21 protein-coding genes are annotated in these 26,075 nt (G+C 43.9%); 15 read left to right on the forward strand and 6 right to left on the reverse strand.

What is annotated here, in order from left to right; all coding sequences use genetic code 11:
• Positions 1-34 precede the first annotated feature (34 nt).
• Entirely contained in the window at positions 35-2,266 is a 2,232-nt protein-coding gene (locus F0145_RS02535) for a cation:proton antiporter (RefSeq protein ID WP_150086533.1), read from the forward strand.
• Positions 2,267-2,885: 619 nt separating this feature from the next.
• On the opposite strand, the gene secDF is transcribed toward F0145_RS02535, so the two are convergent.
• From secDF to F0145_RS02565, 6 genes are all read right to left on the reverse strand, one after another.
• The gene (gene secDF / locus F0145_RS02540) at positions 2,886-5,909 is read right to left on the reverse strand and encodes a protein translocase subunit SecDF (protein ID WP_150086535.1); all 3,024 of its coding nucleotides are present in this window, start codon (positions 5,907-5,909) and stop codon (positions 2,886-2,888) included.
• A gap of 129 nt (positions 5,910-6,038) precedes the next feature.
• Positions 6,039-6,407: a hypothetical protein gene (locus F0145_RS02545; protein WP_150086537.1), complete on the reverse strand. Its 369-nt coding sequence runs from the start codon at positions 6,405-6,407 to the stop codon at positions 6,039-6,041.
• A gap of 49 nt (positions 6,408-6,456) precedes the next feature.
• The gene (locus F0145_RS02550) at positions 6,457-7,095 is read right to left on the reverse strand and encodes a uridine kinase family protein (protein ID WP_150086539.1); all 639 of its coding nucleotides are present in this window, start codon (positions 7,093-7,095) and stop codon (positions 6,457-6,459) included.
• A 90-nt stretch (positions 7,096-7,185) separates the two neighbouring features.
• A complete protein-coding gene (locus tag F0145_RS02555; protein WP_150086541.1) occupies positions 7,186-7,770 on the reverse strand; it encodes a non-canonical purine NTP diphosphatase in 585 nt (194 codons plus the stop codon).
• Positions 7,771-7,816: 46 nt separating this feature from the next.
• Positions 7,817-8,485, reverse strand: coding sequence for an alpha/beta hydrolase (locus F0145_RS02560; protein ID WP_150086543.1), 669 nt, complete (start codon positions 8,483-8,485; stop codon positions 7,817-7,819).
• A 72-nt stretch (positions 8,486-8,557) separates the two neighbouring features.
• Positions 8,558-9,079: a phosphoribosyltransferase family protein gene (locus F0145_RS02565; protein WP_223815776.1), complete on the reverse strand. Its 522-nt coding sequence runs from the start codon at positions 9,077-9,079 to the stop codon at positions 8,558-8,560.
• Positions 9,080-9,692: 613 nt separating this feature from the next.
• Here F0145_RS02565 and F0145_RS02570 point away from each other — a divergent pair.
• From F0145_RS02570 to F0145_RS02630, 14 genes are all read left to right on the forward strand, one after another.
• A complete protein-coding gene (locus F0145_RS02570) occupies positions 9,693-10,061 on the forward strand; it encodes a hypothetical protein (protein WP_150086545.1) in 369 nt (122 codons plus the stop codon).
• A gap of 155 nt (positions 10,062-10,216) precedes the next feature.
• Positions 10,217-11,356: an efflux RND transporter periplasmic adaptor subunit gene (locus F0145_RS02575; protein WP_150086547.1), complete on the forward strand. Its 1,140-nt coding sequence runs from the start codon at positions 10,217-10,219 to the stop codon at positions 11,354-11,356.
• Between the two features lie 82 nt (positions 11,357-11,438).
• Complete coding sequence (locus tag F0145_RS02580) at positions 11,439-14,576, forward strand: efflux RND transporter permease subunit (protein WP_150086549.1); 3,138 nt, start codon at positions 11,439-11,441, stop codon at positions 14,574-14,576.
• Between the two features lie 38 nt (positions 14,577-14,614).
• Complete coding sequence (locus tag F0145_RS02585; RefSeq protein WP_150086551.1) at positions 14,615-16,060, forward strand: efflux transporter outer membrane subunit; 1,446 nt, start codon at positions 14,615-14,617, stop codon at positions 16,058-16,060.
• A 188-nt stretch (positions 16,061-16,248) separates the two neighbouring features.
• The gene (locus tag F0145_RS02590) at positions 16,249-16,494 is read left to right on the forward strand and encodes a type B 50S ribosomal protein L31 (RefSeq protein ID WP_146895128.1); all 246 of its coding nucleotides are present in this window, start codon (positions 16,249-16,251) and stop codon (positions 16,492-16,494) included.
• Between the two features lie 72 nt (positions 16,495-16,566).
• Positions 16,567-17,793 (forward strand): GlmU family protein, encoded by a 1,227-nt coding sequence (locus tag F0145_RS02595; protein WP_150086553.1) that lies wholly within the window; start codon positions 16,567-16,569, stop codon positions 17,791-17,793.
• Positions 17,794-17,979: 186 nt separating this feature from the next.
• On the forward strand, positions 17,980-19,104 hold the full coding sequence (locus tag F0145_RS02600) for a DNA polymerase III subunit (protein WP_150086555.1): 1,125 nt from the start codon (positions 17,980-17,982) through the stop codon (positions 19,102-19,104).
• A gap of 525 nt (positions 19,105-19,629) precedes the next feature.
• Positions 19,630-20,568, forward strand: a complete 939-nt coding sequence (gene hemC, locus F0145_RS02605) for a hydroxymethylbilane synthase (RefSeq protein WP_150086557.1) — start codon at positions 19,630-19,632, stop codon at positions 20,566-20,568.
• A 40-nt stretch (positions 20,569-20,608) separates the two neighbouring features.
• Entirely contained in the window at positions 20,609-21,241 is a 633-nt protein-coding gene (locus F0145_RS02610) for a peptidylprolyl isomerase (RefSeq protein ID WP_150086559.1), read from the forward strand.
• Positions 21,238-22,140: a dTDP-4-dehydrorhamnose reductase gene (gene rfbD / locus F0145_RS02615; RefSeq protein ID WP_150086561.1), complete on the forward strand. Its 903-nt coding sequence runs from the start codon at positions 21,238-21,240 to the stop codon at positions 22,138-22,140. Before F0145_RS02610 ends, rfbD begins: the two co-directional genes overlap by 4 nt.
• A 209-nt stretch (positions 22,141-22,349) precedes the next feature.
• A complete protein-coding gene (locus F0145_RS02620) occupies positions 22,350-24,002 on the forward strand; it encodes a sodium-dependent transporter (RefSeq protein ID WP_150086563.1) in 1,653 nt (550 codons plus the stop codon).
• Positions 24,003-24,005: 3 nt separating this feature from the next.
• A complete protein-coding gene (locus tag F0145_RS26065; protein ID WP_190277451.1) occupies positions 24,006-24,152 on the forward strand; it encodes a hypothetical protein in 147 nt (48 codons plus the stop codon).
• A gap of 21 nt (positions 24,153-24,173) precedes the next feature.
• Positions 24,174-25,133, forward strand: a complete 960-nt coding sequence (locus F0145_RS02625; protein WP_150086565.1) for a ComEA family DNA-binding protein — start codon at positions 24,174-24,176, stop codon at positions 25,131-25,133.
• A gap of 81 nt (positions 25,134-25,214) precedes the next feature.
• Positions 25,215-26,069 carry a hypothetical protein gene (locus tag F0145_RS02630; protein ID WP_150086568.1) on the forward strand — a complete coding sequence of 285 codons (855 nt, stop codon included), beginning with the start codon at positions 25,215-25,217 and terminating at the stop codon, positions 26,067-26,069.
• The last annotated feature ends 6 nt before the right edge of the window (positions 26,070-26,075 follow it).

Below are 26,075 nucleotides of genomic sequence, written 5' to 3' on the forward strand. Positions count from 1 at the left end.
TACTCCGGTAATCACCAATAATTAATTTTTATTTATGACACATGTTCCTCAACTTATAATTGATCTGGCCTTTATACTGGGAGCGGCGGGGGTTACTACCTTGCTGTTTAAATGGTTAAAGCAACCTTTGGTTTTAGGTTATATTATTGCGGGCTTACTCGTTGGGCCAAACTTTCCTTTTATTCCTTCTATTGCCGAAGTAGAATCTATCCAGATTTGGGCCGAGATTGGTGTTATTTTCCTGCTTTTTAGTCTGGGTCTGGAATTTAGTTTTAAAAAATTAGCCAAAGTAGGTGGTACCGCCTCCATTACCGCTATTACCGAAGTGGTGGGTATGTTATTGCTGGGCTATGTAACGGGGCAAATATTAGGCTGGTCCTTTATGGATAGTATTTTTCTGGGCGGTATTCTGTCTATTTCGTCTACTACCATTATTATCCGGGCCTTTGATGAGTTAGGGGTTAAAAGCCAGAAGTTTGCCGGTATTGTATTTGGTATTCTGGTAGTAGAAGATTTGGTAGCCATTTTGTTGTTGGTATTATTAACTACCGTTGCGGTTAGCCAGCAATTTGGCGGTGCTGCCATGTTAACTTCGGTTGTTAAACTGGCGTTTTTTCTTTCGGTCTGGTTTTTAGGCGGTATTTACCTGATTCCTACATTTCTGCGGAAATCTAAAAAATTAATGAATGAAGAAACGTTGCTGGTGGTATCAGTAGCCCTTTGTTTGCTAATGGTAGTGCTGGCAACCAATGCCGGTTTTTCACCGGCTTTAGGAGCTTTTATTATGGGTTCTATTTTGGCCGAAACTGTTTATGCCGAAAAAATTGAGCATTTAACCAAATCGGTGAAAGAGCTTTTTGGCGCGGTATTTTTTGTGTCGGTTGGTATGCTAATCGATCCGAAAATGTTAGTAGAATATGCCGGCCCCGTATTTTTAATTACGTTTATTACTATTTTTGGCAAAGCTGTTACCAGTAGCGTAGGTGCGTTGGTTTCGGGGCAACCTTTAAAGCAATCTATTCAAACGGGGCTTAGCCTGGCCCAAATCGGCGAATTTTCTTTTATTATAGCTACGTTGGGGGTAACCCTAAAAGTAACCAGCGACTTTTTATATCCTATTGCCGTAGCGGTTTCGGCTCTTACTACTTTTACCACGCCTTTCCTGATTCGTTTTTCTGAACCTTTTTATTATTGGCTGGAAAAACGTCTGCCCGAAAGCTGGCGAAAATTCTTAACCAATTATTCTTCCGGGGCCCAAACCATTAGCAACGTTAGTGATTGGCAGGTAGTTTTGCGCTCTTTTGCGCAGCCTATTATTACCAACTCGGTGGTGTTAATCAGTATTTTGCTTGTTAGTACTCGGTTCTTATACCCTTTTATAGCCGAAACCATTGAGGCGGAACGTTGGGCACGGGTGTTAACTGCTTTTATTTCTTTAACCTTCATGGCGCCGTTTATTTATGCTTTAGCCATAAAAAGAGTTAAGAACCGGGCTTACTCCCGGCTATGGCAAAATAAAAAATATACCCGCGGGCCTTTATTGGCCTTAGAAATCGGACGTATTTTACTGGCTTTATTTTCTGTGCTTTTCCTGCTGGATTATCTGTTCTCGTACCAGATAGCCCTTGTTTTTGCGGTTGTTGTAATTGGCGTTATATTCCCGTTATTCCGGAAACGCATCCGGAATGCCTATGAACGAATTGAACACAGGTTTATGACCAACCTTAATGCCCGCGAAGCCGACAGTCCGGCTAAAAAACTTTTGCCCTGGGATGCGCATTTAGCCCATTTTCAGGTTAGTCCGGAGTCTGAGTATATTGGTAAAACTTTAGCCGAATTAGGTATCCGGGAAAAATTTGGGGTGAGTATTGCCCAAATAGAAAGAGGCCGCCTGACCATACCGGTTCCGCGGGGCGAGGAAAGATTATATCCGACAGATAAAATTACCGTAATTGGCACCGATGAACAGCTCAGTAGCTTTAAGCCTTTTATTGAAGTAGCTAATCCGGAAGCAATTATTGCCGCTGCGCAGTCCGAAGTAGGGTTGCGGCAAGTTGTAGTGGATGCTAAATTTCCTTATTTGGGCAACACCATTCGGGCATCTGGTATCCGGGAAAAAACCAATGGATTAATTGTGGGTATTGAGCGGAACGGCGAAAGAATTTTAAACCCAGATCCGGCAACTATCTTCGAAATTGGGGATATTGTGTGGCTGGCCGGTGAAAAACGGTTAATTCGCCAGGTAGAGCAGCCAACAGTAGTTTAAAAGCTTAGCAGCTGCTTATGCTAAAAGCAAGAACAGGTATTAAATTCTCGCAAGTTAATACCCCATAATAAATATTGTGTTCCATAGCAGCCTAGCAAATAATATTTCCAACCCGTCTTTCTATAGAATTCGAAGAATTCCTAAAGAATCTTCTGCATAAGTTAAATAAACAGGTAATAAACCTCGTCTGAAATTTACCTGTTTATCCAGTTCATGCAGAAGATTCCTGTGGAATGACAGGAATAGGCTAGAATGATTTAAGTTCTCTCTATGGGTGCCCTTTTATACTATTTAATTACCATCTTCCATAATCATAATATAAAAGTCTCCTGATTGCCATGCTGAAAGCATCTATTGTTTAGAAAGTAAGAGAGGTAATTTCCGCATTACTGTCTTTTACCTGTAAGAACTTTTATGCAATAGATCTTTTCAAGATGACAACTAGAAAGAATTATTATGGTAGATAAACAATACTATTCGATATGATACAATTTGTATAACTCTTAAACCCAAACTCGGAACGTAATAATATATCAACTCTCTTGAACAAAAAAAGCCACCGAAACTAAGTTTCGGCGGCTTTTTATTTAGCCTTTAATTAATAAAGTTTAACTAAGGTTTATGAACGTACGCTCTCGGTTGAGGCCAATTTAGGCGTTACCGAGGTAGGCGCTAATGGTTTATTGGCTTCATCGTTGGTAGTATCTAATAAAATAGGAGTGGCAATATACAGGGTAGAATAAATACCCGAAATTACCCCCACCAACATGGCAAAAGAGAAACCACGCAACGTTTCGCCACCGAAGATGAACAATATAACAACCACAAATAATACCGTTAAAGAGGTAATAATGGTACGGCTTAAGGTATCGTTCAAAGCCGGATTAATTACATCTTTCATTTTCATGCGTGGGTTGTTGCCTAAATATTCCCGAATACGGTCGTAAATAACTACGGTATCGTTAATAGAGAAACCAATAATGGTTAAGATAGAAGCAATAAATACCTGGTCCATCTCGTAGCTTAAACCAAATATGCGGGCAATAGCAAAGAAAGCAATAACCATTAAGGCATCGTGAATCAAGGCAATTACACCACCTAAGCTGTACTGCCATTTCCGGAAACGCAGCATAACGTACAGGAATATACCGGCAAACGATAATAGAATAGCAATTATAGCGGTATTCTGAATATCATCGGCTACAGTTGCCCCAACTTTAGAAGAGCTTAATATTTTCGGGTTAAGCAAAGCGTATTCTTTTAATCCGGCTTCCAAAGCACTTTGTACGGTTACATCAGCTTCAGTGGCTTCATCTTCGGCCAGATAACTGGTGGTTACTTTCAAACGGTTTGTAGCACCGTAAGTTTTTACTTCGGTACCAGCATCTTTAAATTCATCGTTTAAGGCTGCTCTTACATCTGAAGCCGGAATTGCTTTATCGAACTGCACTACATAAGAACGGCCACCTTTAAAGTCAACGCCCAGGTTAGGACCACCTTGCATAGCCATGGCTACAAAACCCAGCGTAATAACAACAGCAGAGCCAATGTAAGCTATTTTACGGTACTTAATAAAATCGAAATTAAAGTTTTTGAATAAGCCCTTAGAGATGCCAGTAGTAAAGCTCATGTTTTCGCCGCTTTTGTTGCTGGAAATCCACCATTCAATAATTAAACGGGAAATATATACGGCAGTAAAGAACGAAGTAGCAATACCAATCATCAGGGTTATGGCAAAACCTTTAACCGGACCAGAACCAAAGAAGTACAGAATAATACCGGCCAGTAAGGTAGTAACGTTGGAGTCGAAGATAGAGCTGAATGCCCGCTCATAACCTTTATTAATGGCATCTCTTACCGATAAGCCACGGGCCATCTCTTCCCGGATACGTTCAAATATAAGTACGTTCGCATCTACCGACATACCAATGGTTAACACAATACCCGCAATACCCGGTAAGGTTAGCGCCGCACTAAACTGGGCCAGAATACCCAGAATAAAGAAAATGTTGAATAATAAAGCTAAGTTGGCAACTACGCCGCCTTTGCTGTAATAACCCACCATAAATATTACTACCAGCACTAAACCGGCCAGTGTAGAAAGCAAGCCTTGGCTAATTGCTTCTTTACCCAGCGAAGGACCAACAATGGCTTCTTCCACAATACGCGTTGGAGCCGGCATTTTACCAGCTTTCAGAATATTAGCTAAATCCTGGGCTTCTTCTACGGTAAAATTGCCCGAGATAGAAGAGTTACCACCGGCAATTTCTGATTGTACTACTGGGGCAGAATATACATAATCGTCGAGTACGATGGCTACCTGGCGGCCAATATTGGCGCCGGTTAAACGCTGCCAGCTTCGGGCACCAGTTGTGTTCATAGCCATAGTTACCTCGGGCTTACCGGTTTGGTCAAAATCCTGGCGGGCATCGCTAATGTACTCACCAGTTACCGGTGCTTTGCCGTCGCGGCCTTTTTTAACCGCATAAAGCTCTAAATATTCTTTACCATCCGGGCTTTGAATTGGCTTAACTGCCCATAAAAACTTCAGGTTTGGCGGGAAAATAGCTTTTACATCGGCCCGGTTAAATAAAGCATTAACCCGGGCGGTATCGCGCAGGTTAGCACCTAAACCACCGGGTAGCGGTACAAACAAACGCGCCAGCAGGCTGCTTTGGTTAGCGCCCAGCGAATCGGCTTGGGTAGAGTCGGCGGGGGTAGCAGTAGCGGCAGTGGCACCAGAATCGGCTACGGGTTTGCCGGTAAGCGGATCGATAGTTGGGGTTTTGGTAGCAGCAGTTCCGGTTAAAGCACTGGCAGATTTTTTGGCCGGCGCATTTAATTTATCTGCAGCTTCCTGCTTGGCCAGGTACGTGTTTAACTGTCCAAAATACGGCGAAAACTCTTCGGGACTCCATACTTCCCAGAATTCCAGCTTGGCCATTCCTTGTAATAATTTCCGAACGCGGGTAGCATCGGTTACACCGGGTAATTCTATCTGAATACGGCCGGTACCTTTTAAACGCTGAATATTAGGTTGGTTAACGCCAAATTTATCAATACGGGTACGTAAGATGTTGAAAGAACGGTCGATAGCGCTTTCTACCTCATCGTTAATTACCGAAATAACCTGGTCGTTGGTAGAGGCGTAAGAAATACGGCCTTTGTTAGAGGCATTGGCAAAAATGGCGCTTAACTTACCATTGGGGTTAATTTCGCGGTAAGCCTGGGCAAATAAATTGGTAAAGCTTTGCTGGCTGTTGCGCTGTAATTGCTGTGCGCGCTCTAAAGCTTTTATAAAGCTCGGGTCTTTAGAATTACCCGCCATCGATTTAATAATTTCTACCGGCGAAACTTCCAGGGTTACGTGCATCCCGCCTTTCAGGTCGAGGCCTAAACCCAGTTCACTTTCCTGAACTTCTTCGTAGGTGTATTGTACGCCTAATATGTTCAGAACGGGCTCTTTCCGGATAGAATCGAGGTAAGCATTTTTTTTGTTGATATCGACGTTGCCATTGGCGGCGGTAGCAAAAGCTTCGGCTTTTTGCTGCACATTACGCGACACCAAACTAAATGACAAATAATAAAGGCAGAGCGCTGCCACTATTACCGTCAGGACAAGAATTACGGTTTTGTTACGCATTATTTCGTACTAAAATATAATATAAATGAATTGATGATTTCTGATTAGAACTCTGTTAAGCAGAGCTACCGGCCGCCAAAAACACGAAACAATATTTCGGGCGGTGTAATTCCTTAAAGTGCAAAAAAATCAGGGGGCGTTTACCTGAATAGTGGTAGAAAGGAGCGTTTTGAAATAATTAAGTACAATACCGGCGGGGTATTGCGGCGTTAAATACCGATAAACCGGGGCAGTAAAGTTAAAATTTGATAATTTGGGAACGGCGGCCGCCAGTTGTAAAACCACGTAAGAGGAAGTGGCTTCGAAAGAAACCTTCTGCTTAACTGTGCCATTGCGGTCGGCAGCGTCCGATTTATTTACCTTGTGTCCGGTTTTAGTGGCCGGGGCCGCAGCATAAGTCGTTACCTCACGGTTATTTAACCCTACCATTAAAAGAAGGGTAATGGCCGTAAGTACCACGCGCAACTGTTTCGCTATATTAACCGGAAAAAGCATCAAGCTGTAAAGGTATGTATTTTAATAAATCTGTAAAAGAAAAATCCTGTTCTTAAACTGTTTGTTTCCGATAACGCTGAACTTTCCCTTCCAAAAACGAAACCAACACTTCTAAACCCCGCTCAAACTGCTGGTTATTCGGAATAATTAAATCGGCATCGTCTTTATAGGGCTTAATATATTTTTCGTAAGTAGGTGCCACGTGGTTCAGGTAACGGTATAATACATCATCTAAATCGTAGCCCCGTTCTACTTTGTCGCGCATAATGCGGCGGTGCAATTTTACGTGTTCTTTGGCATCAATATATACTTTCAAATCCAGTTGCCGGGCTACCTCTTCAAAATAAAATACAAAAATGCCTTCTACAATAACCACCGGTGCCGGGTTAAAAACTAACTCTTGCGGAACAATATTGGGGTTGTTAAAGGTATATTCCTGGCGGGTAAAGCCCTGGCCCTGGCTAATTTTAAAAACATCCTGTGCGTAACTATGGGCATCTATACAAGAAGGTAAATCAAAATTAATAACGCCTTGCTCGTCTTGTAGCTGATTTTCCCGTGGAAGGTAATAATTGTCCTGCGAAATAAGGCAAATATCTTCGGGCGCAAAAGAACTAATGAGTTTGCGTAAAAACGTGGTTTTGCCGGAGGCGCTGCCACCCGTAATGCCTACCAGATAGGGCTTCTGCATGTATTAGTTAATAATTAAAATACAAAAGTAATGGTTTGTACCCGGGCAACATGATTTTGGGTGAAATAATTTGATGAGTGCTGCCTTTTTTTACTGAGTGTTATAATTTTTCAGGAAAGCGGCTAATGCTTGCAGGGCCCGGCCCCGGTGGCTAATGCTATTTTTCTGTTCCGAGCCCATTTGGGCGAAAGTTTGGTTAAAGCCATCTGGTATAAATATAGGGTCGTAGCCAAAGCCTTTTTCGCCGGAGGGCGCCTGGGCAATGGTGCCGGTAACTATACCGTTAAACTGGTTTACCTGACCATCCAGAATTAAGGTAATAGAGGTTCGGAACTGGGCCCGCCGATCAGGATTACCTTCTAGTTTTTGTAGAAGCAGCTGCATGTTATCGTGGTTACTGCGCTGGGCGCCGGCATAACGGGCCGAGTAAACACCAGGTTCGCCGTTTAAGGCCATAACTTCCAGGCCGGTATCATCGGCAAAGCAACTAATATTATAATGTTGCCAAACATGGTTTGCTTTTTGGTGCGAGTTGCCTTCCAGGGTTTCCTGTTCTTCGGGTAGTTCTTCGTGGCAGCCAATATCCTGTAAACTCAATATTTCGTATTGGGCAGCTAAAATCTGGCGTACTTCGGTTAATTTATGTTCGTTGTTGCTGGCAAAACAGAGCTTCATGGTAAAAATGGTTTAATAAAAAATAGCATTGAAAAAGCACTTACGTTTAAGCAGCGCTCTCGGTAAGTTTTAGCAGTTCCTGGTTAATTATCTGGCTTACTTGTTCGCCCAGGCTAAGCACCATTAAGTGTTCGCCGCCATTGATGGCCCTAAAATTATGAATATACCTGATAGGGAATAATTTATCGTGGCTGCCGTGCACATGCAACAGGTTAGGAATATTTGTTAAGTTGGGCCAGTTACTAATCTGGTACAGCGCCCACCTTACGTACGGAATATCGAGTTCCTGAATAATTTGGTGCAGTAAAGTTGCTTCTTCTTTGGTTTTGGCCCCGAAAATATACGCCTGCAATTTTGGTATTTTTTTACCTGCCCGCAACGGTACCAGGTAGGGCAGCCGCAACTTGCCAGCCAGTCGGTAATACCAGGGTAATTCGTGCCGGGTTTTTACGCTGGAAATAATTATGGTTTTAATTGGATTTAAAATTTTAGCCAGTTCAACAGCAATAATACCGCCGAACGAAATGCCAATTAAAATTAAATTCTTTTGCTGCGGTATCTGCTTGGTTAACCTACTGGCATAATGCGTCAGGTTTTCGTTTGGTGCTGGCTGTATCCAGCGGATAATGGTGCGGGTAAACCGGTTATCGACGGCCAAATTCTGGAATATTCTTTCGTCCACGCCCAAACCCGGAATCATTACAACGTGGAACATGCCGCAATAAGCTTAAAGTTAAGTTAAAAATAGCCGCAGTTAACGGCGCAAAGCCAGGAACAAAAGAATATTTTAAATTAAATAAGCGCCAAACCGTTCGCCTTCGGTTAAAACTACCCTAATGTGCTCTTGCAAGGTAGTAGATAAAGATAAGCCGGTGTAAGTAGCATTAATGGGGTAGAGGGTGTGGTGCCGGTTAATAAGCGTTACGGTTTCTACTTTCTTTACTTCGGTTTTTAAGAAAGCCTGCATGGCATAAGCCAGGGTTTTGCCGGTATTTAGTACATCGTCTACTAAAATGACCACGCGTTGTTCCAGGTTAATATTTGCCGGTTCAACCAAAATAGGATGCTCCAGCGGGTATATTTTATTTAGCGTAATACTAGCCAGTTCTATCTTTACGCCGGCAATATTTTGCAATTCGGTGGCTAAGAGCTGGGCCAGCAAATAACCGTTTTCCTGGATGCCGGCCAGCAAAAAATCTTTTTCTTCGAAATTGTTCTCGTACAGCTCGTAAGCCATGCGTTTAATTTTTTGCATTATCTGGTTGCGGTCCAGAATCCGGTTCTTCTCGTCGAAAGTAATATCTTCCATGTTTAAATAGGGGGCAGGTAAATTGTCCAAATATGCGGTACTATTATTAAAAAAAAAATACGAACAGCACTTATCTTTTTACCTGGTCCGGACAAACCTGGTAAGTGGCCCGGTATTTACCAGCTAAATTACTATAACTACCCTTAAAAGTATTGGGCTGCTACCAGGCTTTATCTTGCTTGGCAACAATAGCTAATCACTAAAAAGCTGACCTGTAAATTAAGTAAAAATCTTAAGTTAGTAAGCTGGTTATAAAAGCGTGTGCGCTATCAAAAGTAAGAGAACTGGCCAAAAATTTTAAATATTTTATAAAGCTTAAACAAACTTCAGAATTATTCCAGAATTAGACTTTAGATTTGTTAAAAATTTTCGAAACCTGTTTTTGTGGGATTTTGTAAAATTATTTGTGGCTAGAAATAGCCTGATGTTTGAATTTTGGTAATCAAAATTTAATACGTGTTTTTCTAATAGCGTGGATATAACAAACAGATTTTGCTATATTTGCAGCTTCAAAATTTAAAAGCGCCTAAATAAAGGAAAGTTAGTATAGAAAGTATTACAAAACATGAATCGAAGGTGGAGTTTCTTTTTTGTATTTTGCTTTTTAGTGCACATGCTCGTCTTTTCCTTTTTTCCGCGCAAGCATGTCTTCGATCGGCTGCAAGATGCCATAATTAATGAAGTGCTAAAAGATAATGCCGAAGCAACTGCTGCTACCCAGGCGGAAGAAGAACTGATTGAAGTTCTTTTGTGGGAAGTAATGGAGCTTTCCGAAAACTTTAGCGGCATTGAACAACCTAATTTTCATTTGCGGCCGCACCGCGTTATGCGGTATTCGTTCTCGGTGCTTGCTAAAGTAATTAAGCTGGTATATTTTAACCAGTGGGTTGAACCCGAACAAAAGCCATCCGGCGAATATTCCAATTTCATTCCCTTACTACCCGAATACTACAGTTTTCTTTTCCGGCTTACGCCCTTCTAATTTTATTCCATTTTCAGGCTTAAGGCTGCTTTAGCCTTTTATTAAATTTCTGCTAAACAGGCGTTTTAGCGGCCGGATTTACTTTTCCCGGCTCTGGAACTGCTATGTGCCGCAACGAAAATGGTTTAGTTTAAAAATTAGAATTTAGAAGAGAAATGAATATTTTTAAAAATATTAGCTGGTTATATGTATTAAGTGCGGGTGTTTTTATGGGTGCCTGCACAGTTAAAGGCGAGGTAAACGAAAAACAGAATGCCTTACCCATTGTGCCGGTAACGCGGCTAATTACCCACGATACCATTCTGCACAACGAGTACGTGGCCCAGATTCAGGCGGTGCGGCATATTGATGTGCGGGCCCGGGTAAACGGGTATTTAGATGCCATTTTAGTAGACGAAGGCCAGCCGGTAAAAAAAGGCCAGCCGCTTTTCCGGATAAGCTCCCAGGAATACCAGGCCGAATTGGCGCGGGCCAAAGCCAACCTGAAAACCGCTATTGCTGAAGCCAAAGCCGCCGAACTTAAATTATCGCAGGTGCAGCTTCTAGTTGATAAAAAGGTGATTTCCAAATCGGAGCTGGAAGTGGCTAAGGTAACTTTAAGTGCGGCTAATGCCCGCATCGATCAGGCCCGTTCGGACCAGGATAACGCCCAAACCAAGCTTTCTTACACCAATATAAAAGCGCCTTTCTCTGGGGTTATCGATCGTATTCCTTTTAAAAGCGGTAGCTTAATCAGCGAAGGTACGTTGCTTACTACTTTATCGGACTTAAAAGACGTTTATGCTTATTTTAACGTATCGGAAAAAGAATATTTAAATTATTTAAAATCGGTACAACAAGGCACCAATACCCGCAGCAGTGTGGTAGATTTGGTACTGGCCGATGGCAAAAACTATCCGTTGCAAGGTAAAATAGAAACCGTAGAAAGTGTATTTGAAGCCAACACCGGCTCTATTGCTTTCCGGGCCAAATTTGCTAACCCCAACCAATTATTAAAGCATAACTCTTCTGGTACCATCCGGTTAGCCAGCGATGCAAATAATGTGGTAATGGTGCCCCATAAAGCTACTTTTGAGGTACAGGACCAGAATTTTGTGTACGTAGTTGGTAAAGATAATAAAGTAAAAACCAGAAATTTCAAACCTAAATCCCGCTTCTCGCACTACTACATTGTGGATTCGGGCCTGAAACCCGGCGAAAACATTGTGTACGAAGGTGTACAGGAAATCCGCGATGGGGCGGTTATTAAACCTTCCTTTATTCCCATGGATAGCATTCTGGCCACTAACCCTTAAGAAGTTTTAGTCTCCCGGAATAATTTAATTGTCGCCTTAAAAAAGGCGACCTGGAAGAAGTTTGGTTTTAATTTAAGAAATAATGGTTAAAATGTTTATTCAGCGGCCGGTGTTGTCGCTGGTAATATCGCTTATAATTACTTTGTTAGGAGCTTTGTCGCTCTTTAACTTGCCGGTTACGCAGTTCCCGGACATTGTGCCGCCCTCGGTAACCGTAACGGCTAAATATACCGGCGCCAACGCCGAAGTATGTACCAAGGCCGTAGCCACCCCGCTCGAAAGAGCTATTAACGGGGTGCCCGGCATGACCTATATGTCGTCGGTATCCAGCAACAACGGTATCACGCTCATTCAGGTATTTTTTGAAGTAGGTACCGACCCCGATTTAGCGGCGGTAAACGTACAGAACCGCGTTACCACTATTATAGATGAGTTACCCGAAGAAGTAATCAAGGCTGGGGTAACTACCGAGAAAGAGGTGAACAGTATGTTGCTTTACCTCAACCTGATGAGTGAAGATCCCGCTGCCGGTGAGCAGTTTGTATATAACTTTGCCGATATTAACGTATTGCAGGAACTGAAACGTATTGACGGGGTAGGTTTCTGCGAAATTATGGGCTCGCGCGAATATTCGATGCGGGTGTGGCTAAAGCCCGACCGCTTAGCAGCTTATCAAGTTTCAACGGATGAGGTAATTAACGCCATTCGGGCACAAAACGTAGAAGCCGCGCCGGGTAAAGCCGGCGAAAGCTCCGGGCAGTCGCCGCAAATGTTGCAATATGTACTCCGCTACACCGGTAAGTTTTTTGAACCCAGCCAGTACGAAAATATTGTGTTGCGGGCCGAACAGGATGGTTCGGGCTCGGTGCTGCGCCTGAAAGATGTAGCCGACGTGGAGTTTGGCTCAATGAGTTACGGCATGGTTTCTAAAACCGACGGCCGCCCATCGGCTTCTATTATGATTAAGCAGCGCCCCGGTTCTAACGCCAAAGAGGTAATCGAAAACGTAAAAACCCGCATGGCCGAACTGAAAGATTCTTCTTTCCCGCCGGGCATGACCTACAACGTTTCTTATGACGTATCGCGGTTCCTCGATGCTTCGATGAGCGAAGTAATCCGGACCTTGATTGAAGCCTTTATTCTGGTATTTATTATTGTATTTATTTTCTTGCAGGATTTCCGCTCAACGCTAATTCCGGCGCTGGCCGTACCGGTGGCTCTGGTGGGTACTTTCTTCTTTATGCAGTTATTTGGGTTCTCGATTAATCTGCTTACCCTGTTTGCGCTAGTGCTGGCTATTGGTATTGTGGTAGATAATGCCATTGTGGTGGTAGAAGCCGTGCACGCCAAAATGACCGAAAAACACATGCCGGCTAAAGAAGCAACTTTGGAAGCCATGAGTGAAATCAGCGGGGCGATTGTGGCCATTACGCTAGTAATGTCGGCGGTATTTATTCCGGTTTCGTTTATGTCGGGCCCGGTAGGTATATTTTACCGGCAGTTCTCGCTTACCCTAGCTATCTCCATTGTAATTTCGGGTATTAACGCCCTCACGCTTACTCCGGCGCTCTGCGCTATTATGCTGAAGCACAGCCCGGCCAGTAAGAAGCAGAATTTATTGCAGCGGTTCTTCAATAAATTTAACCGGGGTTATAGTTCGGTAGAAAATTCTTACAAAGGCTATGTGCAACGTTTGGCCGGAAGACGCACCGTTACCCTGGGGTTGTTGCTGCTATTCTGCGTGGGTACCTGGGGCATGACCAAAATATTGCCGACCGGCTTTATTCCGACCGAAGACCAGGGAATGATTTACGTGAACGTTACTACCCCAGCTGGTGCCACCGTAGAACGTACCGAAAAAGTGCTGGATAGAATTCAGGAAGCTACAAAAGATTTGGACGCCGTAGAATCGGTATCTACGCTGGCTGGGTTTAGTTTGCTTACCGATGCGGCTGGTGCTTCTTACGGCATGGGCATGATTAACCTGAAAGCCTGGGAGAACCGCGAGCAATCGGTTGACGATATTATTGCGATTCTGGAAGAAAAAACCGCTAACCTGAAAGATGCGACGATCGAATTTTTTCCGCCGCCCACCGTACCGGGTTTTGGTAATTCTAGCGGTTTCGAGTTACGTTTACTGGACCGGGGTAAAAACGATGACCTGCAGGCAACCGCCGAGGTAACAAACAAGTTTATCCAGGCCATGCAGGAAACGCCCGAAATCAACACGGCCTTCACCAGCTTCGACCCCAACTTTCCGCAGTACATGATTCATGTAGACCAGGACATGGCCGCCAAAAAAGGCGTTACCATTGATAACGCCATGAACACGCTGCAAACTTTACTGGGTAGCTACTATGCTTCTAACTTTATTCGGTTCGGGCAAATGTACAAGGTAATGGTGCAGGCTTCGCCCACTTTCCGGACCCAGCCCGAAGATGTTTTAAAACTGCACGTGAAGAACGACCAAGGCGAAATGGTGCCTTTCTCAACGTTTGTAACCCTGGAGCGCGTGTATGGCCCGGAGCAACTTACCCGCTACAACATGTACACCTCGGCTATGGTAAACGGCAGTCCGGCGCCCGGTTTTAGTAGTGGCGATGCCATTCAGGCCATTGAACGCGTGGCCGAAGAAACCTTGCCCCGCGGCTTTACTTACGAGTGGTCGGGCATGACCCGCGAGGAAATATTATCCGGCAACCAGGCGGTTTACATCTTCCTGATTAGTTTGCTGTTTGTGTATTTGCTGCTGGCCGCTCAGTACGAAAGCTTCCTGTTGCCGCTGCCGGTAATATTATCGTTACCAACGGGTATTTTTGGGGCATTTTTCTTTTTGCAGTTGCTGGGCCTGCAAAACAATATTTACGCGCAGGTATCGCTGGTAATGCTCATTGGTTTGCTGGGTAAAAACGCCATCCTCATTATTGAGTTTGCCATTCAGCGCCAGAAAGAAGGTTTAACGGTATTGCAGGCCGCCGTAGAAGGAGCCGCTTCCCGTTTGCGCCCAATCCTGATGACTTCTTTTGCCTTTATCGCGGGCCTGATTCCGTTGTGTATTGCCAGTGGTGCCGGGGCTATGGGTAACCGATCTATTGGTACGGCATCGGCCGGCGGTATGCTCATTGGTACTTTGTTTGGCATTATTTTAATTCCGGGCTTGTACGTGTTGTTTGCCAAAATGGGGCAGCCCAAGAAAAAGAAAGAGCTGCAAACCGCTTAGTTCCTGGCCTGATTTTTTAATTCTAAAAAAGCTTTCAAATGTATTTACATAAATATTATTATAAATTTTTCTTAATAGCCGGCTTACAGGTACTCTTCTGGTCCTGTAAAGTAGCCGGCCCGGTTAATTTGCCTAAGAGCCGGGAATTGCCCGCTACTTTTGGCACTGCCGCTGATACTACCAGCGTCGGAAATATTGCCTGGTCTGGTTTTTTTACCGACCCAAACCTGGTTAGTTTGATTGATACGGCCCTGCGCCAGAACCCGGATTTGCAAGTAGCGGTGCAACGCGTAGAAATGGCGCGGGCCGGTGTATTGCAGAGTAAAGGAACTATGTTGCCGGCGGTGCAAGCCGAGGCTACGGCCCGGTTCGATAAGTACGGCGATTACACGCTCAACGGCGTTGGTAATTACGATACCAATTTATCGCCAAACATCAACGAAAACCAAAAAATACCCGACCGTTTGGTGCCCGAATATTTTTTAGGGGTACGTAGTTCCTGGGAGCTGGATATCTGGGGAAAATTACGGAACTACCGCAAAGCCGCTTACAACCGGTACCTGGCTTCGGAAAATGGCCGGCAATTGGTGCAAACCGCTTTAGTAGCCGAAGTGGCCAATTTATACTACCAGTTAGTAGCCTTGGATAGCGAACTCGAAATAATTGACCGAAACCTGAGTTTGCAGCAACTGGCTTTGGACCTGATAAAAATAAAGAAAGCCGGTGGCCGCGAAACGGAACTGGCGGTGCAGCAATCTACCGCGCAGCTGTTAAATACCCAAAGCCTGCAGGCCGAGAAGAAGCGCCAGATAACCGCCACCGAAAATCTGCTGAATCAGTTACTGGGGCGTTTTCCGCAACCAATTACCCGCGGAAAATCTATCCGGGAACAGCAATTACCGGAAAATATGCAGGCGGGCATACCCACAGATTTGCTGCGCCGCCGGCCCGATATTCAGCAAGCCGAGTGGGAATTGGCCGCCGCTAAAGCCGATGTTGCCGCGGCCCGTGCCGCTTTTCTGCCGTCGTTCACGATTTCGCCGTACGCCGGGTTAAATGCTTTCAAGGCTTCTTTGCTCATGACCACACCGGCCTCGCTGGCTTATGGTTTACTAGGCGGTTTATCGGTACCCCTATTTAGTCAGCATCAATTAAAAGCGCGTCACAGATACGCTTCTGCCGCTACTAAGGAGGCTTTCTTTAATTACCAGAAAAGTATTTTTAACGGGGTGCAGGAAGTAGCTACCGGCTTAAATGCTATTCAGCGATATAAAGAAATTCAGGAATTAAAAGCGCAGGAAGTAACCACCTTACAAGATGCCATTACTACTTCCAACGACTTATTCCGGGCTGGTTACGCCACTTACCTCGAAATTATTACGGCGCAGAAAGGTGCGCTGGCCGCCGAACTGGAACTGATAAATATTCATAAAGCGCGGTTGCTTTCAACGGTAGATTTGTACCGGGCTTTAGGGGGCGGCTGACGTTAATAAAGAAAGAGAATATTGAAACTAGGGTAATAAATAAAAAATTAACTGGTGTTAAGCTAAAGTGCTTACGGTAAGATGCGTTATAGGTAAATAAATTATTTCTAAAGCATTAGGTAAAAAATAAAAAACTCCTTATTTTTGCAGTCCGATTTGAATTTAGCAGTTTTAACATATAAGTACCCATGAAAAAAGATATTCATCCGCAATACCGCGAAGTAGTATTTCAGGATACATCCAGTGATTTTAAATTTATTACCCGTTCTACCATGACTTCTAACGAAACCATTACCATGGAAGACGGCAAAACTTACCCGGTTATTAAAGTTGAAGTTTCTTCTGCTTCTCACCCGTTCTATACAGGTAAGAACATCTTCGTGGATACTGCCGGCCGGGTGGAGAAATTCCAGAAACGCTACGCCAAGAAATAATTTCCTGCGCGATTACAGCCATTTTATTTAAAGTCTTCCCGTTTATCGGGAAGACTTTTTTATTTTTGTACCATGAATATTATCCTTTTCGACGATAAAACAATTCGACCGAACCTGCTGCCGCTAACCTTTACGCGGCCAGTTGCCGAAATCAGAACCGGTATTTTAACAATTACGGAAAAATGGGGACATTTTTTTAAAAACCAGGTTTCGTACCTGACCCAAGATTATCTGCAAAAAAAGTTTCCGGCCCATACCAGTACTGAAGGTAATGTTTATGTAAACGGCGCTATTTGCCCCGATGTAGCTTTAGTTGTAAAAATCAGAAATTTACAGCCTGGTAAAGTAATATTTAAGCAAGGCACTTTGGTGGCCTATCATGCCGGCAACAACAGCTTTAGCAGCTTGGCAGACTTATACAATTATAATTTCGAGAAAGCCGGCGAGTATAACGAAGATATCCATTTTATAAGAGAAGTTTGGCATATTTTCAAGAACAACGGTGCACAGATTCGAAGCGATTTTGAGCTAATAACTACCGGCCGTAAAAGCCAGCCCATCACCGATTCGTACACGATGGTGTATAACCCCGAGAATATTTTCCTGGAAGAAGGCGTAGAACTGCGGGCAGCTATTTTAAATGCCTCGGGTGGCCCTATTTATTTAGGTAAAAACGCGCAGGTACAGGAAGGCGCTATTATTCGCGGGCCGTTTTCGTTGGGCGAAGGCAGCGTGATTAACATGGGCGGCAAAATGCGCGGCGATAACACTATTGGGCCATTTTGTAAAGTAGGCGGCGAAATAAGCAACTCTATTTTGTTTGGCTATTCTAACAAAGGGCACGAAGGTTTTCTGGGCAATTCTGTATTGGGCGAGTGGTGTAATTTAGGGGCCGATACCAATACTTCTAACATGAAAAATAATTATGCCGAGGTAAAACTGTGGAATTATGCCAAAGGTGGTTTTAAAGGTACTGATTTGCAATTTTGCGGTTTAATCATGGGCGACCATTCTAAGGCCGGCATTAATACCATGTTTAATACCGGCACCGTTACGGGCATTGGGGCCAATATTTTTGGCGCCGGTTACCCGCGTAATTTTATTCCGTCGTTTTCGTGGGGCGGGGCTAGTGGCTTCGAGACCTACCAGTTACGTAAAGCGTTCGAAGCAATTGGCAAAGCTATGGAGCGCCGCAACAAAGTACTCGACGAAACAGAACGCAATATTCTGAGCAATATTTATCACCAGGAACGCGAACACCGTACGTGGGAGCGCAGTGGTAGTTTTGAGGTTCGTTAATCGTTCTCCGTTTTTCGGGTAATAATTAATCTGAAACTCTACTTAAATAAAGGAGCGTTTGTGACTAAGCAAAATATAACTGTTTCTTGTGGCTGATAGTCTATATAATTATTGAATATTAATAAATAAAGTACTCGTTTTCGAATCGAACAACGATTAACGAACAACGAATAACGATTAAAAAATATGTTTTTCTCCCAGATACCTGGCCACCAGGAAATTAAAAAGCTGTTAGTAAAATCGGTGCAGAACCAGCACGTGGCGCACGCCCAGCTTTTTATGGGAGCAGATGGCAGCGCTAACCTGGCTTTGGCTTTGGCTTATGCTACTTACCTCAACTGCGAAAACAAAGGCGAAGCAGAACCTTGCGGTACGTGTGCCAGTTGTACCAAAATGAATAAACTGGTGCATCCGGATATGAACTTTGTAATGCCGGTTACTACTACCAAATCGGTAACCAAAGATGCGCTGAGCCAGAATTTCTTAGCCGATTGGCGCGAGTTCCTGCTGGAGAATCCGTACCAAACCCTGAACGACTGGATGCAGTTTATCGGGGCCGAAAACAAGCAAGGTAATATTTCTAAGGACGAAAGCCGGCAACTGGTGCGGTTTGCCTCGCTGAAAGCTTTTGAGGCGGAATTTAAAATAATATTAATCTGGTTACCCGAACTCATGCACTCAGCAGCGGCTAATGCGTTGCTCAAACTGCTCGAAGAGCCGCCGGCTAAAACCATATTCTTATTGGTTTCTAATGCCTCCAATAAATTATTAGCTACCATTTTATCGCGCACCCAGAAAGTGCCGGTGCGGGCTTTTACGGATGAAGAAGTAATAAATTATTTGCAGCAAGAATTGCAGGTAACCGAAACCGCTGCGCACCAGATAGCCAACCTGGCCGAAGGTAATTTGCAGGCCGCCCGTAAACTAAGTCAGGAGTTAACCAGCAATTATTTCGATACTTTTGTAAAATGGATGCGGAGTTGCTACGCGAACAAATTTGGCGATGTAGTAGAAATGAGCGATGAATTTCAGAAGCTGGGCCGCGAAAACCAGAAAGCTTTTTTACACTACGCTTTAAATAATTTGCGCCGGGTAATGCTGTACGGCATTGATGCCCAACTAGTACCTTTTATTCCGCCGGCTGAAGTTGATTTTGTAAGTAAATTTTCAAAACTCATTCGGCCAAATAATGCGGCTTTGCTAACCGAAGAACTGGGAAATGCGCACTATCACATTGAGCGGAACGCCAACCCCAAAATTGTTTTTGTAGATTCCTCTATCCAGATTGCCAAATATTTGAAAATGGTTTAATGTGATAATGAGTTAATGTGCTAATGTGATAATGTACTGATGTGATAATGTGCTAATTTGTTTATGTGCTAATTGGTTGAATATTTTAAAATTGAGGCCGAATAAGTTCTCTTAAATAACCGATGTTATACCGATATTTAAATATTTAGAAAAAGCGGTTTAAGCAATCCACATTTGTTATTCAGGAAGAAACTATTTGGTTATCTGCTACATAGTTTCCTCCTGAATGACACGGGTGGGCTGCTTAGGCTATTAAACTAATAACAAGGAAATATTGCCAACCATCAGTTACTTACAGGATTTTCGCAATAGCCGCCCTGGCCGTGTGTTTTCACCGGCCAGTTCTTTGGGTCTAATAGTTATAGCGGCAGTTTTTTTGCGAAAGTCTTAACTTAATTCGTCGATTTAAAAATTAACACATTATTTAAATGAGCACCTTATCAAATTAACACATCAAATAATTACCGAATTAGCACATTATCAAATCAGCACATTAAACAATTAGTACCTTATAAATTAAAATAAATGTCTGAAAATAATAAACCTATCCGGATTGGAACCCGGGGCAGCCGGCTGGCTTTGTGGCAAACACATTTTGTAGCCGATAAACTACGGGCTGCCGGCCTTGAAGTAGAAATTGAAATTATCAATACCAAAGGCGATATGGTGCTCGACCGTTCGCTGGATAAAATTGGGGCTAAGGGTGTTTTTACCGAAGAACTGGAAGAAGGATTGCGGGCTAACACGATAGATATTGCCGTACACAGCGCCAAAGATTTACAATCACAAATACCCGAAGATTTAGAGATTCTGGCTTTTATGGAGCGTGAGCAGGTAAACGATGTGGTTATTTCGTTCGATTCGCAATTTTCGCTGGAGAAAGAGCAGATTGTGGTAGGAACTTCGTCTACGCGCCGCCGAGCCTTGTTAAGCCGGTATTATCCCAACGTAATTGCGGCGGAGTGCCGGGGTAACTTACAAACTCGCTTGCAAAAGCTAAAAGATGGCCAATACGATGCTATTTTGCTGGCTTATGCCGGCGTGCACCGGATGCAGTACAACCATTTAATTACCGAATATTTGCCAACCGATAAATTTGTACCGGCGGCCGGCCAGGGCAGTATTGCCATTGAGTGTGCCAAAAGCTTGCCCTTGCCCCGGAAAGAAGCCTTAAAAAAATGCCTCGATCACGAAGAAACGCATTTATGCTTATTGGCCGAACGTTCGTTTTTACGTACCATGGAAGGTGGCTGCAGCATTCCTTCGTTTGCATTGGCTACCATAGTTGGTAACGAAGTAAGTATTACGGGCGGCGTGGTCAGTCTGGATGGTCAGGAAATGATAACCGATACGTTAACTGCTCCCGCCAGCGAGGTAATAGCCTTGGGCGAACGCTTGGGAACAAATATCTTGCAAATGGGTGGCGATAAAATATTAGAAGCTATCCGGGCTACCCGCGCCTAAGCCATTACTTAAAATAGAATGTTAGATTTAATTATAGATCATGCCTAAATATTTAGTCCGACTTTTGCTGCTGGTAAGTTTCTTAACCCTGAGCAATATTTCTTTTGCCCAGAAAAAGCCTTCTAAAAAAGATATGCTGGTTACTATTTCTACCAACTTCGGCGATATGAAAATATTGCTGTTCGACCAAACCCCCAAGCACAAGGAAAATTTTCTGAAACTGGCCAAGCAAGGCTTTTACGATAATACCACTTTCCACCGGATTATTGATGGTTTTATGATTCAGGGAGGCGATGCCAACACCAAGGATGAAGACCCGAATAATGATGGTGCCGGCGATATTGGGTACCGCGTACCGGCCGAAATATTCCCGAACCTGAAACACGTACGCGGTGCCGTAGCCGCTGCCCGGAATAATAATCCGCAGAAAGAATCCAGCGGTTCGCAGTTTTATATAGTGGAAAACCACAACGGTACGCCTTTTTTAGATAATAATTATACCGTGTTTGGGCAGGTAATTGCGGGCCTGGATATAATTGATAAAATAGCCGAACAGCCCAAAGGCCCGATGGATCGGCCTACTACGCCCATCCGGATGAAGGTGAAGGTAGATAAAGTAAAAAAGAAAAAAATTACCAAAGAATACGGCTACGAATATTCTCCGGCTGCATGAGGAAAAAAATATTAATAACCGGTTCTAATGGCTTGTTAGGCCAGAAGCTGGCGCAGTTGCTCGTGCACAACGCCGAAATAGATTTAATAGCTACTTCGCGCGGGCACAACAAGCTGTCCGAATTATTACCGGAGCTGCATTTTATTTCGCTGGACGTAACCGACGCGCAGCAGGTAGAAAAAGTAATAGCAGTGGAGCGGCCCACGCACATTATTCATACGGCTGCTATGACCAACGTAGACGGGTGCGAACTAAACCAGGAAGCCTGCTGGCAGCTAAATGTAGCGGCCGTGCAATATTTGGTAAATGCCTGCGAAAAGTACAAAGTCCACCTGATTCATTTGTCCACTGATTTTGTTTTTGACGGCGAAGCCGGCCCTTACAACGAAGAAGCCCAACCCAACCCCATTAGCTACTACGGCCAGAGTAAATTAGCCGCCGAAAAAATTGTACAAGCCAGTACTGTAAAATGGGCTATTATCCGGACGGTATTGGTTTACGGCGTGGTGCACGATTATGGCCGCACCAATATTGTGTTGTGGGTAAAAAACAGCCTCGAAGCCCAAAAAAATATTCAAGTCGTAAACGATCAGTTCCGGACGCCCACTTTGGCCGAAGATTTAGCGATGGGTTGCTGGCTGGCGGTGCAGCACGATGCCGAAGGAATATTCCATATTTCGAGTAAAGAAACGCTAACGCCTTACGAGATGGCCTTGCAGGTAGCCGAATATTTTAACCTGGATAAAGCTTACATTAAAAAGGCCGATGCCTCTAACTTTTCGCAGCCTGCCAAACGCCCGCCCCGCACTGGTTTTAATATTACCAAAGCCGAAAAAATATTAGGCTTTAAACCGCATAATTTTAGCGAGGGTATTGCGGTAGTAGCCAGCCAGATTTAATAAAATTTATTCGGCCATAATATTTCCTTAACCGGGGTTTTAACGCTTTTGCACTTATGCTAACGAAAGGTCTATTGGTAGAAATAGCATTGGTTAATATTAAATATTTAATAGAATCTCAAATAATACGGTCATAAATTTTTACAGAATATATTTATATATTTTTTAATTAATATATTACCGTTTAATACAACTGCTAAATTTTCTGTATGAGTGCAAACAAAGAATCTTGGGGTTCGCGGGTAGGTCTTATTTTAGCAATGGCTGGCAATGCCGTGGGTTTTGGTAACTTCCTGCGTTTCCCGGTTCAGGCGGTACAGAATGGGGGAGGGGCTTTCATTATTCCATACCTGGTCTGTTTTTTACTAATGGGTATTCCGCTGCTCTGGATTGAGTGGTCGGTGGGTAGGTTTGGCGGTAAATTCGGTTATCATTCCGCGCCATTTATTTTAAACTCGCTCGATAAGCGTCCTTTCTGGAAATATTTAGGCGTTTTTGGTATCTGGTCTAATGTTGCCGTAGCGGCTTACTATTGTTACCTGGAATCCTGGACTTTATCTTATGTTTACCATTCCGTAGTCGGGTCTTTCAGCAATTTGTCGCAAACGCAGATTGCTGATTTTTTTTCGGACTATGTTAATTTAAACGTTTCTACTTCGGGTATTCCGTTCGAACCAATTGTATTTTTTGTGTTGTGCTTAGCCCTGAATACCTGGGTTTTATCGCGGGGTTTAAGTGGCGGGGTAGAGAAGGTAGCTAAAATAGGCATGCCTCTGTTAATATTATTTGGTATGTTTCTGGCTTTTAAAGGCTTTACCATTACCGCCGGCGAAAACGGCGCCATTAACGATAGCGCGGTAGGGCTTAATTTTCTCTGGACGCCAAATTTTGAATCGCTCTGGAGCCCAAAAGTATGGCTGGCCGCAGCGGGGCAAATATTCTTTACCTTATCAGTGGGCATGGGTTCCATTCAGTGTTATGCCTCTTACATGCGTTCTAAAGACGATATTGCGCTTAGTGCCATGTCGGCGGGCTGGATGAATGAGTTTGTGGAAGTGGTGTTGGGCAGCTCTATAATTATTCCTATTGCAGTCGGGTATTTAGGCATCGACAACGTAATTGAAATGACCAAATCTGGTGGCCTGGGGCTTGGTTTCCGGACGCTGCCTTACCTTTTTTACCAATGGGGCGATGTGTTGGGAGCCGTTTCGGGCGTAATGTGGTTTGGTCTTTTATTTTTTGCCGGTATTACTTCTTCGCTGGCCATGGGCACGCCCTGGATGAGTTTTCTGATGGATGAGTTTAAGTGGAAACGTGAATCAGCTGCTTTGTCGTTTGGCGTTATTGTGTTTGTGCTGGGCATGCCCACTGTTTTGTTTTTCAACTACGGCGTTTTTGATGAGTATGATTATTGGTCCGGCACGGTGTCGTTGGTGGTATTTGCCATGGTAGAAGCCATTTTATTTGCCTGGGTGTTCGGCATGGACAAAGGTATGCACGAAATTAATTCGGGCTCCGATATTAAAGTGCCCAATATTTACCGGTTTATTATTAAATATATTACGCCCACGTTTATTTTACTGGTGTTTCTGAGTTCGTTGGTAACGCCTAAAGATGGCAACTGGGATGCTGCTTTGCGGGGCAACTGGGTACTGGACGATAGCTCTATTATCCGGAAAATAACCAATGCCGGCTTAAAAGAACAAATTGCCGCTGCTACGGATGCGGCCACCAAAGCAAATCTCGAAGATACCTTACTGTTTGTGAATGGTTCCAGATTATTGTTGGTGCTGGTGTTTTTGGCTATAACCTACCTCGTTTACGTAGCTTATCAAAGAAGATTAAAAGAGGGGAAAATTTAAAATATGAATACTTTAGCGCTGAGTGTGATGCTTTTCACGATGATAAGCGTAACTGTGGTTACCATTTATTTTTTTATTAAAGTATTAAATACGCCACCCAGACCCGAACCCGATTCTTTTTCGGAAAACGATGATGTGCCCCGGGAATAATTAAATGGCTGGCTGGTGCCTATGAAGCGCGTAAAATTATGGCTGCGGAGTTATTTCGGCTTTTCGCAACGCGAAACCAATGGCTTTTTATTTTTGCTGTTAATAGTGGTGGCGGCGGCAGCGGCTCCGTTTCTTTTTAACCGGCTAAACCAGTCAGCGGCTTATAACCCGCTCCAAGATCAGTTGGCTTTAGATAGCCTGGCTGCCCTATTAGACCGCACCACGCCCGCCGAAAATTATGCGGCAAGAAAAACACCGGAAACATCAAAGGCGGCGCCAGTTCGGTTGCACCGCTTTAACCCCAATACAGCTACAGCAGCAGAACTCATGGCCGTGGGCATTAGCCGGTACGCGGCCGGCAATATTATTAAGTACCGGGCCAAAGCCGGCGACTTCCGGTACAAAGAACAATTGCAGCGCATTTACGGTTTGCCCGAAGCCTTGTATCAGCAGCTTTACCCTTACATTGATTTACCAGCCCGTGAAGCCAGTCGCGGGAATTTTAAGCAGTCCGAATTAGCTGATAACCGAACTTATTCCAACCGTCCCGATTACAAACCCGAGCGTAAAGCTAACCGGCTGCAACCATTCGATATTAATACGGCCGATACTACGGAACTGAAAAAAATCAGAGGCATTGGCACCAAGCTATCGGCCCGGATAATAAACTTCCGGAACAAACTAGGCGGTTTTGCCCAGCCGGCCCAATTAGCCGAAGTATATGGTTTATCGCCCGAAATAGTAGATAGCTTACATAAATATACCTACATTCAGGCCGGTTTTGCGCCGCGGACCTTAGCTTTAAATGCATCTACTTTCGATGAATTGCGTGCGCACCCTTACGTGGGCTTTAATCTGGCCCGGCTAATTATTGCCTACCGCACCCAACACGGCGCTTTTACTTCAACCGAAGAAATTAAAAATATTAAAATTGTAAATGAAGCCACTTACCAACGGCTTAAACCTTATCTGAGCCTTTAAACGCTGCAAGCATTAAACAGGCGTTATTACTTAAGCTGATTTCCTGCGTATAAAAGGCCAATATTTAGTTACCGGTTGCCTATGCTCTTTAAGCTATTTACGGTTTATGTTTTTATCGAAAGTCTTTTTTGCGGTTGTGGGCCCGATGTAAAGCAAGCTGGTTTTGTGGTACGGCCCAAAGAATATAAAATTAAACAGGTAGGCCGAATGGCTAAAGCGGAAGTACCGGAAAGTTCGGGCCTGGCTTTAAGCAACGATAATAATTTCTGGACCCATGCCGATAGCGGTAACCCGCCCGAGTTGTATAAAATAAACCAAACCGGCAAGCTGTTAAGTACCCTAAAAATTCAGGGTGCGCAAAATATTGATTGGGAGGAATTAGCGAAGGATCAGGCCGGTAATATTTATATTGGGGATATTGGCAATAACCAGAATATGCGGCAGAACCTGCGTATTTTCCGGGTTCAGGAGAACACCGTGAATCGGGTAGATACTATCCGGTTCCGTTACGCCGATCAGCAGGCGTTTCCGCCCGATAAGAATAACCTGAATTTTGATTGCGAAGCTTTTTTCTATTACCGGAATAATCTGTATTTGTTTTCGAAAAACCGGGGGCGCAGTAAACAGGTTAAGCTATACAAAGTGCCGGCGCAACCCGGTGCCCACATAGCCCAGCTTACCGATAGCATTCAGATAAACAACATGGTAACTGCTGCCGATATTAGTCCGGATGGTAAAAGAATAGCTTTGCTGGGCTACGGCAATATTTACGTGCTGGAAACCGGCGAGCACGATAAATTTTTTGCCGGTGAAAAATATTGTTTGCCGTTTGGCAGGTCGGGCCAGGCCGAAGCGTTGGTATTTATTAATAATACCGATTTTATTATTAGCAACGAGGGCGGTAAAATATTTAAAGCCGTAAAGAAAGTTAAATAATTATGC

This window comes from Adhaeribacter rhizoryzae (assembly GCF_008629685.1).
In the GTDB taxonomy this organism is placed as follows: Bacteria; Bacteroidota; Bacteroidia; order Cytophagales; family Hymenobacteraceae; genus Adhaeribacter; species Adhaeribacter rhizoryzae.